Origin of the sequence: Aeromonas sp. QDB34 (assembly GCF_027705405.1) — a bacterium.
Lineage (GTDB): Bacteria > Pseudomonadota > Gammaproteobacteria > Enterobacterales > Aeromonadaceae > Aeromonas > Aeromonas hydrophila.
Map to the genome: position 1 here is coordinate 119,399 of NZ_JAPDBT010000002.1, position 17,109 is coordinate 136,507.

Genomic DNA, 17,109 nt, shown 5'->3' on the forward strand with positions numbered 1-17,109 from the left:
CGCTTCACCTCGCTCGCCTGACCTCCCCCATCCCTTTGGCAGCTGCCAACCTCATGGGTTAACACCTCCCCATATGGGGCCTTTCATTTATTTGTAACAAAAATGTAAATGAAATGACCTCTGTGCCCGCCATAACAGTCACTTTCCAGCGTGCCTCGACCAGAAGGACTTCATGATGCACAAACCCCTCAGTTATGCCGCCCTGCTGCTGGCCAGCCAGTTTCCGCTGCAGGCGCTGGCCGACACCGATGTCTACCTCACCAACAACAGCCCGGATCCGGTCCAGCTGGAGATCCGCCAGAGCGGCTCCGGCCAGCTGCAGGCCGGCAGCCAGTGGCTTCAGCACAGAACCGAGCTGGGTCCCTGGGAGAGCGCCATGGTGCTCAGCTTCAACCGCTACGAGGGGGTGAAGGCGGGCAAGAGCTATCTGTTCGAAACCCGGGTCACCACCCCCGGCGGTGACACCTATCGCCTCAACCAGAAGATGGAGGGCACCTGGTGGAACAGCACCCTGCAACACGGCGGCGAGACGCCGGCAGACAACTCCGGCTGGCAGAGCGATCGCGCCATCCACCGCCTGAGCGGGCCGCAGGAGCTGGCCTTTGCCGCCAAGTTCACCGGCCGCTACGACGATCTCCACTACATGCTGACCCCACCCAGGCAGGTGGAACAGCCCGACGCTGACGAAGCCAGGTTGAAGGTGGCCAGCTACAACGTCTGGGCGCTGCCGGTGATCGCCTCCAGCATCGGCGAGCGGCTGACGTTGCTGCCAGAGCACCTCAAGGGCTATGACGCCCTGCTGTTGCAGGAGGTGTTCGATGGCCGGCGCGAGGGCTTCCTGCAGGCGCTGGCCAAGGAGTACCCGTACCAAACCAGGGTGCTCGACAAACCGGGGGTCAACATCCATGACGGCGGCGTGGTGATCGTCAGCCGCTATCCCATAGTGCGCGAGGCCCAGCTGGTCTATCCCCAGTGCACCGGTACCGACTGCTTCGCCGACAAGGGGGTGATGTATGCGGAGGTGATCAAGGGGGGCAAGGCCTGGCACCTGTTTGCCACCCACACCGCCAGCTTCGACACCGACGAGGCGCGCCAGCTGCGCCAGATCCAGTTCGGCCAGATCCGCACCCTGGCCGCCAGCCTGAAGATCCCCGCCAGCGACACCGTCATCTACGGCGGTGACTTCAACGTCAACAAGCGCAAGTTTGCCGACGACTACGCCGGCATGCTGGCCAACCTCAACGCCGACGAGCCGGCCTACGGCGGCTACACCGAGGCCACCTTCGATCCCAGGATCAACCCCTATGCCGGCGGTCCGCTCTCCGGCGGTGCCAACGTGGAGTACCTCGACTATCTGGTGGTGAGCCGGGAATACGGCGCAGTGCGCCACAACCTCAACAGCGTCTGGATCCCGCGCAGCAGCGATGGCAGCCTCTGGCCCGCCAGCAACCTCTCCGATCACTTCCCGGTCAAGGGAGAGATCAGCCGATGAAGCGCCGCTACGGCTTGCTGGCACTGGCGGTGCTGGCTTTGTTGCTGCTCAACCTCGGTTGGCAGGAGGCGCCAACGCGGCCGGCACACACCGGCCAGCTCGCTCAGCCAGCCACCGCAGCGTCTCCGCAGACACAGCCGCCATTGCCCCCCGCTAGCGGCCCGCTTGCCGCCACCGCCGTGCCAGCCGGCCCAGCGCCTGCGCCTGCCAGCTGGCGCGACTTGCCGGACGAGATGAACCGGCAGCTCGCCAGCGAGGTGAGCGACAGCGAGCAGCCGCTCGCCGAGCGGCTGGCCAATCTGGAAGCGATAGAGGCCCAATGGCTGAGCGAGGGGGAGAGCCTGTTTCGGCTGCAGGGGCGCTACGCCCTGGCACTAGAGCAGCTGGCGCAGGAGCACGAGCAGCTGCCGCTGGCCGAGCGACTGGCGGCCCTCACCCGCTTGCAGGATGAGTGGGCGGCGGATCATCCGGATCTGGCGGCTGAGCTGTTCAACCCGGCTGCCCGCTTGCAGCAGGCGCGCCAGCTGTGGGGGGACGAGGAGCTGACGACCCTGGCCCGCCACTTCCTGCCGGCCGGGCAGGCCGAAGCGACCGTGCAGTTTGCCGCCAGCCGACAGCAGCAGCTGACACAGCGCAGCCACTACCAGCAGCAGCTGACCGAGCTGGAGCAGCAGTTGGCGGCCAGCCGAGGCAACATGGACGAGGCAAGCTGGCAACAGCACAGGGAGGCGGTACTCGGCCAGTTTCGGCGCGACTTCTTCGCCCAGACGCCGGATCAGCCCTGAACAGACAACGGCCTAGGGTATCTGACCCCGACAAGAAAAAGGGCCCGTCAGGGCCCTTCGCATTTTCCCGCCATCAGGCCAGCGGGTAACTGGCCGCCAGCCCGTTCTCACAATGCCAGTTGGCCCACAGCTTGTTGTCGGTGCCCATCAGCAGGGTGGCGAAGTTGCGGGTACGCAGGTAAACAGGAGCGCCGAACGGCTTGATAAGCTCGGCGCGGATCAGCCGGTTCTCGTCGAGGTATTCGGCATCGTCGTTGGTCATGGCGAGGATCCCCATCCACTGGAACTGGGTGGGACAGGGGTGGACGATACCGGAGGAGACCAGCTGGTGCACATTGGTGACCCCTTCACGCTTGTCCTGAATGACGCCAAGGCAGCCCACGTGCACGTCGCCGGAGAGGATCAGGGTCTTGCAGCCACGCCGGCTCTTGGCATTGTCCAGCAGCCGCATGATGAGCCGGGCCCGCTCCCCCTGATGATCCTTGGCCCGCCAGTGATCCTTGAGATCGTCGGTCAGCTCCTCCTCCCAGGGGGTGGCATCCAGCGCCGCCTCGGTGAAGGAGAAGTCGCGATAGACCACGGGCACCCCCGCCAACACCAGCAGGTGGCCCGCGTCGCAGGCGGCCAGCGCGTCGTTGATCTGATCCCACTGGGACGGGCTCATCACCTGGGCGCGGGTCCGGTTGGCCCGGTTGTCCAGCGCCAGGATCTGGTAGCCCCGAAAACTCAGCCGCCAGGAGTTGTGGCCCAGCTTGACCGGGTCCAGCAGGGAGACGTTGGCAACGGAGCGCAGCTGGAACAGCCGGAAATAGCGGGACGCTGCGGCATAGATAGCCTTATAGACGTCGCAGCCCTGCAGATTGTCTGGCGACTCGGGATAGCTGCCCCAGCCATCGAAGATGTCGTGGTCGTCCCACATCATGGCGCTCGGGATCCGGGCCAGCAGGCGCGCCACCTCGGGCCGCCCCCACTGTTTGCAGTAGAGATCGCAGTAGAAGCGATCGAGCTGCTCCTCCATGGTGCGAGTGGCCTTGCGTTTGACCTTCTCCGCCATGTCCAGCTCGTTCCAGGCCTTGAGGCTGGGCACCGTGGTCCAGAGGGAGTCGGCATAGACCTGATCGCCCCCCATCAGCAGCAGCGAGAAGGGGTGCGTAGCGTGCTCGGCGGCCAGCTTGTCCCACATCACATAGGGCTGCGGGGTGGAGGTAAGCAGCTTGAAGTCGGAAAAACCGTTGCAGGAGGCGTACCCGATGCGCACCCGCTCCGCCGACCCAGGCAGATGAAACTGCCAGCGATCCTCACCGGCCAGATCCCGGGCGGGCTCCCCATCCAGCAGGATCTGGTACTCCACGCTCGAACCCGCCTCGGCTGGAGTCGCCGTCCAGCTGACCCGCCAGAAGCCGCCCCTGGGGGTATCCGCCTGCTTGCCGGCGGCCAGCAGGCTGCCGTTGATCCTGACCCCGGCGCCCTTGCAGTCAGGCCCCGCCAAAAAACAGATGCTGTATTGCGTCTCCGCTTCGAGCCCCAGCAGGGGCCCCATCACCAGACTCGCCATTGCCTATCCCTCCGTGGTTGAACCCATGGAGCATAGTGAAACGGGCGTCCTTTGGTACTGCCCAAGCGGGCAGTCCATCTTTGGTCAGGCTTGTCCTAGCCCTTGCTCTTGAACTGTTTGGCGCTGCGCTTGGCCTGGGTGCGGCGTTGTGATCACCTTGTTTGTCGCGAAACGGAGCAAGGCGGCAGCAATGACCTCAGCTCTTGCTCTTGAACTGTTTGGCGCTGCGTTTGGCCTGGGTACGACGATTGGCCTGCTTGTCACGGGGGGCGCGCTTGCCCTCCCCGCTGGCTGGCTGATCGGTGACCGGGAAGCCGGCGAGCTCCGCCAGCGGCAGCTCGCGGCCGGTGAGGGTGCGGATCGCCGCCAGGGTATCGGCCTCGCCATGGCAGGTGAGCGAGATGGCAAGCCCGCTGCGTCCGGCCCGGGCGGTACGGCCGATGCGGTGCACGTAGACGGGGGCGCTGGCGGGCAGGTCCAGGTTGATCACCAGCGGCAGCGCCTCCACGTGAATGCCGCGCGCCATCAGGTCGGTGGCCACCAGCACCTGTACCTTGCCCGCCTTGAAGTCGCCGAGCGCCTGCTCGCGTACCGCCTGCTCCTTCTCGCCGTGCAGCGCCGCCACCGCAATGCCCGCCTTGGCCAGCTTGCGGGCCACCCCGTCTGCGTCGTCCCGTGCGCTGATGAAGACCAGCACCTGCGGCCACTCGTGGGCCTTGAGCAGGCTGATGAGCGCCGGCACCTTGCTGCTCTTGTTGACCAGATAGAGGCGCTCCTCGATGTCGTCGGCCACGCTGTTGCGGGGATCCGCCTCCACCCGCACCGGCTCGGTCAGCAGACCGGTCGCCAGCGCATCCAGCTCGGCCGGCAGGGTGGCCGAGAACAGCAGGGTCTGACGCTCGACCGGCATGGCATTCAGCAGCCACTGGATGTCGGGCCAGAAGCCCATCTCCAGCAGCCGATCCGCCTCGTCCAGCACCAGATGGCGCAGCTGGCTCAGTCCCAGCAGTTGCTGGGCCAGCAGATCCCGCAGCCGCCCCGGGGTCGCCACCAGCAGTTGCGGCCCCAGTGCCAGTTCGGCCTGTTGCAGCTCCTGCGCTACCCCGCCGCACAGGGTCACCAGCCGCAGACCCAGCCCGGCGGCCGGCCCCTGCAACGCCTCGCTCACCTGCACAGCCAGCTCGCGGGTCGGCACCAGCACCAGCCCCTGCACCCGATCGCTGGCCGGATCGAGGCGCTGCAGCAGCGGCAGGCCGAATGCCAGGGTCTTGCCGCTGCCGGTGCGGGCCAGTGCCAGCAGATCCCGACCCGCCAGCGCGGCGGGAATGGCCAGTTGCTGCACCCGGGTCGGGCACTTGAGGTCGGCGGGCAGGGTCGCCAGCAGGGCGGGGACGAGGGCAAGTTCATCAAAAGTCATGGGGCTACGCAGCTATCGACAGAATAGGGAGGTGGGGGCGAAGTCTAGTGAGCGGCCGACCATAAGTAAAATCCCATCCATCACGGCCAGCGGCCCGCACCCGGCCCGCCATGCGCAAAGCGGGCCTGACTACACTTCAGGGAACCTCCCCCGGGGACGTGACCAGACCATGACCAGACATCCCTCTCTGCTGCTGTTGTTGCTGCTTTGCCTGGCGGGGCTGACCAGCCTCAGCCTCTCTCGCGCCGACACGGCTGCCGCTCCCGCCGCCAAACCGGTACGCATCCTCAACGCCCACCTCGGCGAGCTGCCGGGGCTCATCAACGCCGACAAGACCGGCCCCTTCGTCGACCTAGTGCGCGCCATCGATGAGCTCTACCCCGAGGTGAGCATCCGGATCACCATCTATCCCCTCGCCCGGGCCATGGCCGGGGTGATCGCTGGCACCGCCGATTTCAGCCTGCCCGCCATCCGCAATCTGCAGAATGCCGACCTGCTGCCCTATCGCTTCAGCACCCGCAGCTTCGGCAAGGTCACCCACGTGCTCTACAGCAATACCGACCACCTCATCACCCCCGACATGGCCTATGGCATAGTGCCCACCAAGCGGGATCTGCTGATCGAGGCGACCCCCGGCTTTCTGCCCATTCCGCTGCAACGGTCGATGAGCATAGAGCAGTCCCTGCGCAAGCTCTCGCGCGGGCGCATCGACGCCTTCATCTGGGCCCAGGAGGAGGCCGACCTGATGCTGCGCCAGCTCAAGCTGACCAACATTCACCGGGAACACCAGGGGGATTTCGAGGATGTCTTCATCATCGCCAAGGGGCCTGCCGGGGATGAAACGGATCGTTTCCTCGGCGAGGCGATCGACCGGCTCGCCGCCTCCGGCAAACTGGCAGAGATCTACTCAAGGCTGCACCGCCCCTATGTCGAGTGGCAACCCCACCCGGAGCCACTACCCGCCAAAGACGTGACCAAAGCCCCCTGACTGTTCCATAAAAAAATCCCGCCGGGGCCATGCCCCGGCGGGATTGTTGTCAGCCTGCCTGCTTACAGTGCGGCCAGGGCGGCGGCGTAGTTCGGCTCGTCGGCGACTTCGGCCACCAGCTCGCTGTGCAGCACCTTGTTCTCTTCATCCAGCACCACGATGGCACGGGCAGCCAGACCCACCAGCGGGCCGGAGGAGAAGGCCACACCGTAGTCCTGCAGGAAGGCGGCACCACGCAGGGTGGAGAGGGTTACTACCTTGTCCAGCCCTTCGGCGCCGCAGAAGCGGGACTGGGCGAACGGCAGGTCGGCGGAGATGCACAGCACCACTGCGTTGTTCAGCGCGCTGGCCTGCTCGTTGAACTTGCGCACGGAAGTGGCGCAGGTCGGGGTATCGACGCTCGGGAAGATGTTCAGGATCTTGCGCTGGCCGGCGAAGCTCGCCAGGGTCAGATCGGAGAGATCCTTGGCCACCAGGGAGAACGGCTTGGCCTGCTCGCCGGCAACCGGGAAGTGACCGGCGACGGAGACGGGGTTGCCTTGCAGGGTAACGGAATTGCTCATGTTATGTCCTTGATTATCGAGGGAGGATCAGGCCCTCCAGTATAGGCCTGCCGGGCGGGGACAAACACCCGCCAACCACAGGGATATCGCCTCTGCCGGCAGCCTGTTGCGAGGAGCGGGAGAAAGGGGCTTGACCTTGGACTTAACACCAAGGTTTACACTCGGCTCAGTTATCGAAGATCTCGCACCGGCGGGATCCATCCAAGAGGGACTCATCATGAGCAAATCCTGCTGCAGCCATCAACACGCCGCCGCCCCCATCAAGGCCGTCAGCAAGACCGCGGCGCCCCAGGCCGAGCACCAGCACGACAGCCACTGCTGCGACCAGGCCGCACCGGTCAGCTGCTGCGCGAGTCAGGCCCCCCATGATCATCAGGATCATGCCGCCAGCGACGCTCCCGAAGGGGAAGAGCCCCCCAGAGGGGGTTGTTGCGCCACTCCGCCGCCCGCCCATAATCATGCCCATGACGGGGAGCACGACCACCATGAGCATGCCGTCGCGGCAGAACCTCCGCTGGACGCCCCCGAGCAGAACAGCCGCCGCCACAGCTGGCAGGTGCTGGGGATGGACTGCCCCAGCTGCGCCCGCAAGATAGAGACCGCCGTCAGCCGGGTGAGCGGCGTGCAACAGGCCCGCGTGCTGTTTGCCACCGAGAAGCTGGTGGTGGATCTGGCCCCCGGCCTCTCCCCCGATCCCGTTACCGCCGCCGTGCTGGCCGCCGGCTTCCAGCTCAAGGGCGAGCGCAGCGGCAAGCAGGAGCCTGGCCGCGAACGCGGCCCGCTGCAGACCCTGCTCGCCAAGTATTGGCAGCCGCTGTCGCTGGCCAGCCTGATGCTGGTGGCGGCCCTGCTGCCGAGCCAGATCGGTCAGCCGCTGTTTACCCTGGCCACCCTCTGGGGGCTGTGGCCCATCTCCCGCAAGGCGTGGGCGCTGACCAAGAGCGGCTCCCCCTTCGCCATCGAGACCCTGATGACGGTCGCCGCCGTAGGGGCCCTGTTCCTCGGCGAAACCGCTGAAGCGGCCATGGTGCTGCTGCTGTTCATGCTGGGCGAACATCTGGAGGCCTACGCCGCCGGCCGCGCCCGCGCCGGGGTCACCGCCCTGATGGCACTGGTGCCCGACAAGGCGCTGCGCATCCGTACCACTGCCGAGGGCGAGGTGCGGGAAGAGGTGGCGGCAGACCAGCTGCGCCCCGGCGACATCATCGAAATCGCCCCGGGTGCCCGCCTGGCCGCCGATGCCCGCCTGCTCGACGCCCTCGGCGCCTTTGACGAGAGCGCCCTGACCGGCGAATCGATCCCGGTGGAGCGCCGTCAGGGTGACAAGGTGCCCGCCGGCAGCCTGGCTGCGGATCGGGTGCTGCGCCTCGAGGTGGTGTCCGAACCCGGCAACAACGCCATCGACCGCATCCTGCATCTCATTGAGGAGGCCGAGACCCAGCGCGCTCCCATCGAGCGCTTCATCGACCGCTTCAGCCGCTGGTATACCCCGGCCATGATGCTGGTTGCCCTGCTGGTGGTGCTGGTACCGCCGCTTGCCTTCGGCCAGAGCTGGGACGAGTGGGTCTACCGCGGGCTGGCGCTGCTGCTGATCGGTTGCCCCTGCGCCCTGGTCATCTCCACCCCGGCGGCGGTCACCTCGGCGCTGGCGGCAGCCACCCGGCAGGGGGCCCTCATCAAGGGAGGCGCCGCGCTGGAGCGCCTCGCCCACATCGATACCGTGGCCTTTGACAAAACCGGCACCCTGACTCTGGGCAAGCCGCAGCTGACCGAACTGGTGAGCCTCAATGGCCAGCCTGAGGCCGAACTGCTGGCACTGGCGGCGGCCATCGAGCAGGGCTCCCACCACCCGCTGGCCCGCGCCGTGGTGACGGCGGCCAGCGAACGGGGCCTCAGCCTCGCCGCGGCCCAGGCGCTGCGCGCCCTGCCCGGCATGGGCGTGGAAGGTCGCATCGACGGCACCCTCTGGCAACTGCTGGCACCAAGCCGGGTCGCCACCCTGGATGCCGCGATGCAGGCCCGGGTCGCCACCCTGGAGCAGCAAGGCAAGACGGTGGTGGTGCTCGGTCAGCCTGACGCCGCCCCGGCCGCCCTGCTGGCCCTGCGCGACCAGATCCGGCCAGAAGCGGCTGCGGCGCTGCAAGAGCTCAACCAGCTCGGCCTGCAGAGCATCATGCTGACCGGCGACAACCCCCGCGCCGCCGAGGCCATCGCCGGTGAGCTCGGCATGGGCTGGCGTGCCGGCCTGCTGCCGGAGGGCAAGGTCGATGAAATCGCCAAGCTCGGTCTGACGCAAAAGGTCGCGATGATCGGCGACGGCATCAACGACGCCCCGGCCATGAAGCGGGCCAGCATCGGCATCGCCATGGGGGGCGGCACCGACGTGGCGCTGGAGACCGCCGATGCGGCGCTGACCCACAACCAGCTCGGCGGGGTCGCCGCCATGATCCGGCTCTCCCGCGCGGCACTGGCCAACATCCACCAGAACATAGCGCTGGCGCTGGGGCTCAAGGCCATCTTCCTGGTCACCAGCCTGCTCGGCATCACCGGCCTGTGGATTGCGGTGCTGGCCGACACCGGCGCCACCGCGCTGGTCACCGCCAACGCCCTGCGCCTGCTACGCAAGCGCTAAGCCGGCCATTGACGACACAACCAACAGCCGCCCCCAGTGGGCGGCTTTTTACTGCCTCGCCCACGAGCAAAGAAAAAGCGCGGCTGCCGGTCGGCAGTCGCGCTTTGCTTACTCTCTCGGAGTTATCCCACCCTTGGCGAGGTGGAATTCAACCCTGGGGTGCCGAGCCAGCCCCGGGCTCGATGGGAATGACTACTTGGCGCTGCACTCCTGGATCACAGCGGTACCGGCCTTGGTGCCGGCCGGGTCAACCTTCACCAGCACGCTCCACAGCCCATGCGGCAAGGTGATGCTGTTGTTGGCACTGCCCGGCTGGGAGAAGCCGATGGCATAACCCGTCTCCGCCGTCACCGCGCCGCCACCGTTGAGCAGGTACTCCTTGCTCCAGTCCTCGTTGGCCACCTTGAACTCGGTGCTGCCGGTGTAGTTGAAGGCCGCCTGATAGATGGCCAGATCGCCGTCCATCCCCTTGTAGCTCAACTGGTACTGGGGCTGAGCGGCCCAGCCGGAGAGCTCGCCCTTGACGAACAGGTTGTAGCCGAGCGGATTGCCCGCCACCGTGTCCAGCACCTTGCAGCTCTGCACCGGCTCGGTGAAGCTGACGCTCAGGGTGGGCTTGTCCTTGTTCATGGCGGTAAACACGAACTTGTAGCTGCCCGCCTTGGCCAGATCGAGCCCGATGTTGCCGGTATCGCCACCCTTGCAAAGGGTCAACGGGGTGCCGACCACCAGCTTGTCACCCGCATTGCAGCTGCCGTAGTTGAGGGGACCCCAGCTGGCATCCGCGATCTTGACGTTGGTGGTGCCCAGCTTGTCGCTGCTCACCTCGGTGGTGAACTCGTACATGAAGTTGCTGCTGAAGGTCATCTGGTTGGTGTTGCCCCACTCATTGAGGAACCCCTTCAGATAGACGGCGGTGTCACCGAACGGCGGTACCGTGCTCAGATCAGTCTTCTTGCCGACCGGCAGGCCGCTGCCCTGGGCACCGCTCTGCGGCTTGACGAACACCGCCGCCGACCAGGCTCCCAGGGTCAGGGTACCGCCATTGACGACCGCATCGCGGGCGATGCTCTCGCCGCCGTGGTGGGCCGGGCTCAGCTGCAAACCGCTCAGGTCGATGGGCTGATCGTTGCCGTCACGGAAGTCGCTGATGCTCTGGGGAGCATTGGTGGCGTTGATCATCACCACCAGACCGTCGATGGCCGGATCCAGATCCGCCCCCGCATTGATGCCGTCATCCACCGTCATCACGATGAGGCCGGGTTCCTGATCCGGGCCGGTATTGCGGAAGTCGACCCGCTTGATCACCTCGGCGCCACTGCCCAGACGCAGCAGACGGGAGGATTGACGCAGCTCGGCCAGCTCCTGATAGAAGCCCACCATGGTCGCCATGTCGGCACCGCTCGGCTTGACGTGCTTGCCGAGTACTTTCTCGATCAGCGGATAGTTGTCGCCATCCTTGTCCTTGCGCGGCAGCCCCTTGTCGAAGTTGTTGTCGGCCAGGGTGTAGTCGACCCGGTTGTACCAGTCACCCGAGTCGTAGCTGTCCCGTTCCATGGACTTGGAGCGCAGCAGCTCGACACCGGCATGGGTGAAGGGAATGCCCTGCCCCAGCATGGCGGTGGCGAGCGATACCCCCTGCATCCGCACCAGATCGGCCCCTTGCGGCGCCTTGTAGATCAGGTTGTCGAACAGGGTCTGGTTGTCGTGCTTGTCGACGTAGTTCTGGATTTCGGTCGGATCCTGGGCATAGCCCGCCGGTTGACCGTTGTAGTCGATGTCGGACCCCTTCTTCGGCATCCCGTCTTTGTCGGTCAGGATGAAGTCCTTGAGGTTGCCGGCCATGCCGAGGCGCACCAGATCGGCCTGATGCAGGGCAGTGGCGCGATCGACGCCGTCCATCTCGTTGGCATCCACCAGGGCGCCGTTGCCAAAGCCCTGGGTCTTGCGAATGGTATCGCCGCCGTCGAACGGACTGCCACCGCGCACCGCATCCCGCAGCCGGTCGGAGAAGGAGCCGATGCCGGTACCGGCCAGGTGTTTCTGGGTCGCCTGCACGAAGCGCTTGTCATCCTGCACCTCGCCGAAGTTCCAGCCCTCGCCGTAGAAGTACATCTCCGGGTTGACCTTCTTGACCGCGGCCAGCGCCTGCACCATCTGATCTTTCGGGTGGTGGCCCATCAGGTCGAAGCGGAAGGCGTCGATCTTGTAGTCGCGGGCCCAAGTGACCAGAGAGTCATCCATCAGCTTGGCAAACATGGCGTGTTCCGGCGCCGTGTTGGAGCAGCAGGTGGAGTTCTCAACCGAGCCGGTCTCCGGATTGAGGCGCTGATAGTACCAGGGCACTATCTTGTCGAGCACCGACTTGGGCCCCAGGCCCGCTTCGTTGGTGTGGTTGTAGACCACGTCCATCACCACGTTCATGCCGATGTTCTGCTTGATGGCCTTGACCATTTCGCGGAACTCCAGGATGCGCTGGCTGCCCTCGGCGTTGGTGGCGTAGGAGCCTTCCGGGGTGGTGTAGTGGTAAGGGTCATAGCCCCAGTTGAAGGAGTCGACGCCGCGCAGATAGCCGTAGAGCTCCTGCACCTGCGGGTTCTCCTTGCTGTCGCTCCCTTGCAGATCGCCGAGCACGGCCTCGATGGTCTGGCCGCTGCTGCAGTAGCCGGCGAACTTGGAGTTCTGCACCTCGGGGTTGACCTGGCACAGCTTGCCAAAATCGTCGCTGATGTTGGCGACCTTGGCCGGATCCTCGTTGACGGTGGCGATGTCGAACACCGGCAGCAGGTGCAGGTGGCTGACGCCGCTCTTGGCCAGTGCCTGCAGGTGCTTGACCGGCGCCGTGTCGGTATCGGTCAGGCCGAGGAACTTGCCGCGGTGCTCGGCCGGGGTGGAGTCGTCGTTGCCGGTCAGATCGCGGACATGGGCCTCATAGATGGTGATGTCGGCGGGGTTCTGCTGGCTGTGGGGCGCCTTGAGGCTGTCCCACCCTTCCGGCTTGAGAGCCGGATCGTTGAGATCCACCACCTGGCTGAACTCGGAGTTCATCGCCAGGCTCAGGGAGTAGGGGTCGGTCACCTGATAGGATTCCAGCTTGCGGCTGACCGGGTGATAGACCTGGATGTCGTAGCGGTAGAACTTGCCCACCAGCTCGCTGCCGCCCTGCACGCTCCAGCTGCCGCTGGCCTCTGCGCTCGCCGAGCGGCTTGTGCTGGCCGTCGAACAGCGCCAGCTTGACCGACTTGGCGGTCGGCGCCCACAGCCGGAAGGTGACATTGCCCCCCTCGACCACGGCGCCATAAGTCAGCTTGGTGGCGGCTTCGCTGTAGAGGGCATCGAGGGCACCGGCGCTCTGCACCAGGGTCGCCCCCTGCAGAATGCCGTCGGCATCGGTGCCGATGGCCACCAGCTCACCCTTGAGCAGCGGCTTGAGGTCCTTGCCAGCCGGCAGGGCGAAGGCGGCAGCATCCTTCAGATGCGGATACTTGGCCTGCTGCTCGGCGGTCAGGCTGGTCGGGGTAAGGGTGATGTAGGGGAAGTCGAACACCCCTTCGGCGTTGGCCTTGATGGTGCCGGACTCGGTGTAATAGAGGCGCACATGGGGCTTGTCCTTGCCCCCTTGCCAGATCAGGGTGTTGCCGTCGATCAGGTGGGCACTGGCGCCCGCCACGCCGAAGGCGGCGGTGAAGGCCTCGGCGCGGCTGCCGAAGATCTCGTTCTTGCCGGCGACAATGGCCACGGTGCGGTCCGGGTGATCGCTGAAGACCACCTTCATGTCGCTGCCGGTCAGGTTGGCCAGATCGCCGTTGCGGGCGATGAAGTTGATGCAGCCTTCCAGCTTGCTAAGAGGCACCACCCAGCTCGGGCCGAAACCGTCGGCCGCGGCCGGGGTGTTGACCTTGTCATCCCAGCCCGCGTTGAGGCCGCTCTCGGCGGTGGCGCTGCAGGCGTCGTTGTTCCACAGGTGCAGGCTGTAGTTGGCGAAGGGGCCAGTGACCCCGCGGGCCGCACTGGTCTGGGTATCCACCAGGGCGATCACCGCCTGATCGGGCCCGGCTACCAGTTGCTCGGCAGGGGGTTGCACATTGGGCAGACGGGCGACGGGGCCGTCCGTGGGTTCAGGGGTGGAGGGGGAGGAGCTGTTGTCATTGCAGCCGGACAAAAGCGCGAGCAGTGAGGCTGTTACCAGCGCCACTTTGGTCTTTTTCATATCCATTTTTTTATAATTCCCGCTGTAGTTAGTCTCGATATCCGAGTACCCGGTCATTGCCGAGCGGTGCCATATTAATCAGCAGAAATCGTTTCAAATGTGAGCAGGGGGGCAAAAAAGTTAACCGCTTTCAACAAGATAACGTTTTCATAACGAAAATCGGATCGGGCTCACAGACCTGCCGCCCGATTCGGCACATACCTGCGGGCAGGGCCATGATGTCTGGAAAAATTGATTTCCGATCAAATGGATAAGTGGATACGGCAAGAGAGAGGGAGCCACGACAGATGAAGCGGATTGAGGAGCAGGCCAGACGGCTGGACCTGGAGTATCAAGAGATTGCCCAGCTGTTTGACCAATTTTGTCAGCAGGCAGGGACGCTCGCCGAGCAGTACCACTTCTTCAACTGGCCGGATTATGAGGATACCCCGCCCCTCGCCCGAGCCTTCACCCTGCTGGGGGAGCCGCGGGAGCTGCGGCTGCGCTGCCAGCCGGGGGAGCGCGGCAGTTTGAGCGGGCTGATCCAGGTGTGCGGCGAGGAGGGCACAATCCACGCCAGCCTCGGCTTTCGGGCCGACGGCCACCTGCTGCTGGAGTCGGGCCGGCTGCTGGACAATCCGCCCGAGCTGCTGCTCAAGCTGCTGCTCGGCGCCATCTGGCAGCACAAACCGGAGGATGTGCAGGGCCAGCCGCACTGAGCCAGAAAAACAGGAAGGGGCCTTGGCCCCTTCCTGCTGTTGCGTGCAGCCAACCGGCCAGGATCAGGAGGCGCTCACCTCTATGGTGACGTGCACCAGCTCCTCGTGGATGGCGAGCCGGGCGCGGATCTCGCTGGCGGAGATCGGCGCCGCCATCAACAGGGAGAGCACGCAGGCATACTGCTGCTGGCCCACCCGCCAGACGTGCAGATCGCGCACTTCGGCATCCGGCAACTCGGCGATCACCTCGCGGATCTCCGCCACCAGCGGCGCGTCCATCTCGGCATCCAGCAGCACCCGGCCGGAGTCGCGCAGCAGGCCCCAGGCCCACACAGCCACCAGCCCGGCCCCCACTATGCCCATCAGGGGATCCAGCCAGTCGGCCCCCCACAGCATGCCCCCCACCAGCGCCAGAATGGCCAGCACCGAGGTGGCCGCATCCGCCAGCACGTGGATGTAGGCGGCGCGCAGGTTGAGATCCTGATGGCCGTGATGATCGTGCGGGTGAGCATGGTCGTGATGATCATGATGGTGGTCGTGACCGTGGCCATGGTGATGGCCGTGATCATCCTTGAGCAGCCAGGCGCAGGCCAGGTTCACCAGCAGGCCGACGATGGCGATGACGATGGCCTGCTGGTAGTGGATCGGGCTGGGATCCAGCAGCCGGAAAACCGACTCGAACAGCATCATGCCGGCCACCCCCACCAGCAAGAGGGCGCTGGTAAAGCCCCCCAGCACCTCGATCTTCCAGGTGCCGAAGCTGAATCTGTGGTCGCGGGCGAAGTGGCGGGCGGCGCGGTAGGCCAGCACCGACAGGCCGAGAGCCAGCGCGTGGGAGCTCATGTGCCAGCCGTCGGCCAGCAGCGCCATGGAGTTGTAGAACCAGCCGCCGCCGATCTCCGCCACCATCATGATGACGGTCAGCAGCACGGCCCAGCGGGTCTTCTGTTCGGCCAGCGGATTCCCTTCGTGGACGACGGGTTGGTGGCAGTGGGATGAGGCGAGGGATGACATGGATTTCTCCTGAGGACGACAATGCAATATACTATACCCCAGTATAGTTTTATTGATCGAGAGGATCCTGCATGTCACACACCATTCACGGCAAGAAGAAGCTGCTGGCGCGGGTGCGCCGCATCAAGGGGCAGGCAGGGGCACTGGAGAGCGCGCTGGAGCAGGAGAGCGACTGCGCCGCCATCCTGCAGCAGATCGCGGCCATTCGTGGCGCCGTCAACGGCCTGATGCTGGAGGTGCTGGAGGGCCACATGCGCGAGCATCTCGGCGCCGAAGAGGCGACCCCGGCCGAGCGGCTGGAAGATCTGGATCAGGTGGTGCGGGTATTGCGATCCTATCTGAAGTAGAGCCGGTGGATGGGGCCATGCGTAGCCCCGCCTCATCCCGTTTACGGCTGGGCGGCGTCGGCCCCCGCCCCTTTCAGACTTGAGCCCTCGCCGGCTTTACGCCATGATGACCGCCGATCATTGATCGCCATACCCTGGATTCCATTTCGCAAGGACCCCCCATGTTTGAACACGTCGATGCCTATGCTGGCGACCCCATCCTGACCCTGGTCGAGACCTTCCACAAAGACACCCGCGAGCAGAAGGTGAACCTGGGGATCGGCCTCTATTACGACGAGCAGGGCCGCATTCCGCTGCTGGCCTCGGTACAGCAGGCCGAAGCCCAGCGCGCCGCCGCCCCGGCCCCGCGCCCCTACCAGCCGATGGAAGGCGCCGCCAACTACCGCACCGCGGTGCAGCACCTGCTGTTTGGTGCCGACCACGAAGCGGTCAAGGCGGGTCGCATCGCCACCATCCAGACCATCGGCGGCTCCGGCGCCCTGAAGATCGGCGCCGATCTGCTCAAGCGCTACTTCCCGACCTCCGAGGTGTGGGTCAGCAATCCCACCTGGGACAACCACAAGGCGATGTTCGAGGGCGCCGGCATCAAGGTGCACGACTACCCCTACTACGATGCGGCCACCGGCGGCGTGCAGTTTGACGCCATGATCGACTGCCTGAGCAGCCTGCCGGCAAAGAGCATCGTGCTGCTGCACCCCTGCTGCCACAACCCGACCGGGGTGGATCTCTCCCGCGCCCAGTGGGACCAGGTGATCGCGCTGGTAGTCGAGAAGCACCTGATCCCCTTTATGGACATCGCCTATCAGGGCTTTGGCGACGGGCTGGAAGAGGATGCCTACGCCATTCGCGCCATGGTGGCCGCCGGCGTCAGCTTCTTCGTCAGCAACTCCTTCTCCAAGAACCTCTCCTTCTACGGCGAGCGCTGTGGCGGCCTGTCGGTCATCTGCCAGGATGCCGAAGAGGCGAGCCGGGTGCTGGGCCAGATGAAGGCCACCGTGCGCCGCAACTACTCCAGCCCCCCCACCCACGGCGGCCAGATCACCGCGGCCGTGATGAACGATGCCAGCCTGCATGCCATGTGGGTCGGTGAGGTGACCGAGATGCGCACCCGCATCAAGGCGATGCGCGAGAAGCTGTTCGAGGTGCTGAGCGCCAAGGTGCCGGGCCGTGACTTCAGTTACTTCATCAACCAGCGCGGCATGTTCAGCTACACCGGCTTCACCCCGGAGCAGGTGGACAGACTGCGCGAGGAGTTCGCCGTCTACCTGGTGCGCTCCGGTCGCATGTGCGTGGCGGGCCTCAACAGCCGCAACGTCGACTACGTGGCCGACGCCATGGCCGCCGTGCTCAAGGGCTGATCCCCGCAAGCCCCGCTTCGGCGGGGCTTTTTGTTTGTCCCGTTTGCTTG

General features: G+C 65.6%; 11 protein-coding genes and 1 pseudogene. 7 read left to right on the forward strand and 5 right to left on the reverse strand.

Going from position 1 to position 17,109, the window contains the following annotated elements; translation table 11 throughout:
• Window positions 1-175 precede the first annotated feature (175 nt).
• Both OKC29_RS04435 and OKC29_RS04440 read left to right on the forward strand, forming a co-directional pair.
• Window positions 176-1,492 carry a sphingomyelin phosphodiesterase gene (locus OKC29_RS04435; protein ID WP_123785059.1) on the forward strand — a complete coding sequence of 439 codons (1,317 nt, stop codon included), beginning with the start codon at window positions 176-178 and terminating at the stop codon, window positions 1,490-1,492.
• Complete coding sequence (locus tag OKC29_RS04440; protein WP_073348840.1) at window positions 1,489-2,277, forward strand: hypothetical protein; 789 nt, start codon at window positions 1,489-1,491, stop codon at window positions 2,275-2,277. Before OKC29_RS04435 ends, OKC29_RS04440 begins: the two co-directional genes overlap by 4 nt.
• Before the next feature lie 73 nt (window positions 2,278-2,350).
• Here OKC29_RS04440 and OKC29_RS04445 read toward each other — a convergent pair whose 3' ends face one another.
• Together OKC29_RS04445 and OKC29_RS04450 are read right to left on the reverse strand one after the other, a co-directional pair.
• Window positions 2,351-3,832 (reverse strand): alkaline phosphatase D family protein, encoded by a 1,482-nt coding sequence (locus OKC29_RS04445; RefSeq protein WP_073348839.1) that lies wholly within the window; start codon window positions 3,830-3,832, stop codon window positions 2,351-2,353.
• A gap of 196 nt (window positions 3,833-4,028) precedes the next feature.
• Complete coding sequence (locus OKC29_RS04450) at window positions 4,029-5,249, reverse strand: DEAD/DEAH box helicase (protein WP_073348838.1); 1,221 nt, start codon at window positions 5,247-5,249, stop codon at window positions 4,029-4,031.
• Between the two features lie 169 nt (window positions 5,250-5,418).
• Here OKC29_RS04450 and OKC29_RS04455 point away from each other — a divergent pair, with 169 nt between their 5' ends.
• On the forward strand, window positions 5,419-6,237 hold the full coding sequence (locus tag OKC29_RS04455; protein WP_073348837.1) for a transporter substrate-binding domain-containing protein: 819 nt from the start codon (window positions 5,419-5,421) through the stop codon (window positions 6,235-6,237).
• A 62-nt stretch (window positions 6,238-6,299) separates the two neighbouring features.
• Here OKC29_RS04455 and tpx read toward each other — a convergent pair whose 3' ends face one another.
• A complete protein-coding gene (gene tpx, locus OKC29_RS04460) occupies window positions 6,300-6,800 on the reverse strand; it encodes a thiol peroxidase (RefSeq protein WP_073348836.1) in 501 nt (166 codons plus the stop codon).
• Window positions 6,801-7,017: 217 nt separating this feature from the next.
• Here tpx and OKC29_RS04465 point away from each other — a divergent pair, with 217 nt between their 5' ends.
• Window positions 7,018-9,432 (forward strand): zinc/cadmium/mercury/lead-transporting ATPase, encoded by a 2,415-nt coding sequence (locus OKC29_RS04465; protein ID WP_162275601.1) that lies wholly within the window; start codon window positions 7,018-7,020, stop codon window positions 9,430-9,432.
• Between the two features lie 192 nt (window positions 9,433-9,624).
• Here OKC29_RS04465 and pulA read toward each other — a convergent pair.
• Window positions 9,625-13,648 (reverse strand): annotated as a pseudogene (gene pulA / locus OKC29_RS04470) (pullulanase-type alpha-1,6-glucosidase).
• 281 nt (window positions 13,649-13,929) lie between these two features.
• Between pulA and OKC29_RS04475 the strand changes: the two are divergent.
• Entirely contained in the window at window positions 13,930-14,340 is a 411-nt protein-coding gene (locus OKC29_RS04475; RefSeq protein ID WP_024944600.1) for a hypothetical protein, read from the forward strand.
• Between the two features lie 63 nt (window positions 14,341-14,403).
• Here the strand turns inward: OKC29_RS04475 and dmeF are convergent, their stop codons facing one another.
• On the reverse strand, window positions 14,404-15,354 hold the full coding sequence (dmeF, locus tag OKC29_RS04480) for a CDF family Co(II)/Ni(II) efflux transporter DmeF (RefSeq protein ID WP_073348834.1): 951 nt from the start codon (window positions 15,352-15,354) through the stop codon (window positions 14,404-14,406).
• Between the two features lie 71 nt (window positions 15,355-15,425).
• On the opposite strand from dmeF, the gene OKC29_RS04485 reads away from it, so the two are divergent.
• The gene (locus OKC29_RS04485) at window positions 15,426-15,701 is read left to right on the forward strand and encodes a metal/formaldehyde-sensitive transcriptional repressor (protein WP_005308614.1); all 276 of its coding nucleotides are present in this window, start codon (window positions 15,426-15,428) and stop codon (window positions 15,699-15,701) included.
• 161 nt (window positions 15,702-15,862) lie between these two features.
• Window positions 15,863-17,059 carry an amino acid aminotransferase gene (locus tag OKC29_RS04490; RefSeq protein ID WP_024944602.1) on the forward strand — a complete coding sequence of 399 codons (1,197 nt, stop codon included), beginning with the start codon at window positions 15,863-15,865 and terminating at the stop codon, window positions 17,057-17,059.
• Window positions 17,060-17,109 lie beyond the last annotated feature (50 nt).

Excerpts from the sequence above, each read along its gene's own strand:
- OKC29_RS04445 (WP_073348839.1), bottom strand. The coding sequence starts at position 3,832 with ATGGCGAGTCTGGTGATGGGGCCCCTGCTGGGGCTCGAAGCGGAGACG.
- OKC29_RS04455 (WP_073348837.1), top strand. The coding sequence starts at position 5,419 with ATGACCAGACATCCCTCTCTGCTGCTGTTGTTGCTGCTTTGCCTGGCG.
- OKC29_RS04440 (WP_073348840.1), top strand. The coding sequence starts at position 1,489 with ATGAAGCGCCGCTACGGCTTGCTGGCACTGGCGGTGCTGGCTTTGTTG.
- OKC29_RS04475 (WP_024944600.1), top strand. The coding sequence starts at position 13,930 with ATGAAGCGGATTGAGGAGCAGGCCAGACGGCTGGACCTGGAGTATCAA.
- dmeF (WP_073348834.1), bottom strand. The coding sequence starts at position 15,354 with ATGTCATCCCTCGCCTCATCCCACTGCCACCAACCCGTCGTCCACGAA.
- OKC29_RS04465 (WP_162275601.1), top strand. The coding sequence starts at position 7,018 with ATGAGCAAATCCTGCTGCAGCCATCAACACGCCGCCGCCCCCATCAAG.
- OKC29_RS04485 (WP_005308614.1), top strand. The coding sequence starts at position 15,426 with ATGTCACACACCATTCACGGCAAGAAGAAGCTGCTGGCGCGGGTGCGC.
- OKC29_RS04490 (WP_024944602.1), top strand. The coding sequence starts at position 15,863 with ATGTTTGAACACGTCGATGCCTATGCTGGCGACCCCATCCTGACCCTG.
- OKC29_RS04435 (WP_123785059.1), top strand. The coding sequence starts at position 176 with ATGCACAAACCCCTCAGTTATGCCGCCCTGCTGCTGGCCAGCCAGTTT.
- OKC29_RS04450 (WP_073348838.1), bottom strand. The coding sequence starts at position 5,249 with ATGACTTTTGATGAACTTGCCCTCGTCCCCGCCCTGCTGGCGACCCTG.
- tpx (WP_073348836.1), bottom strand. The coding sequence starts at position 6,800 with ATGAGCAATTCCGTTACCCTGCAAGGCAACCCCGTCTCCGTCGCCGGT.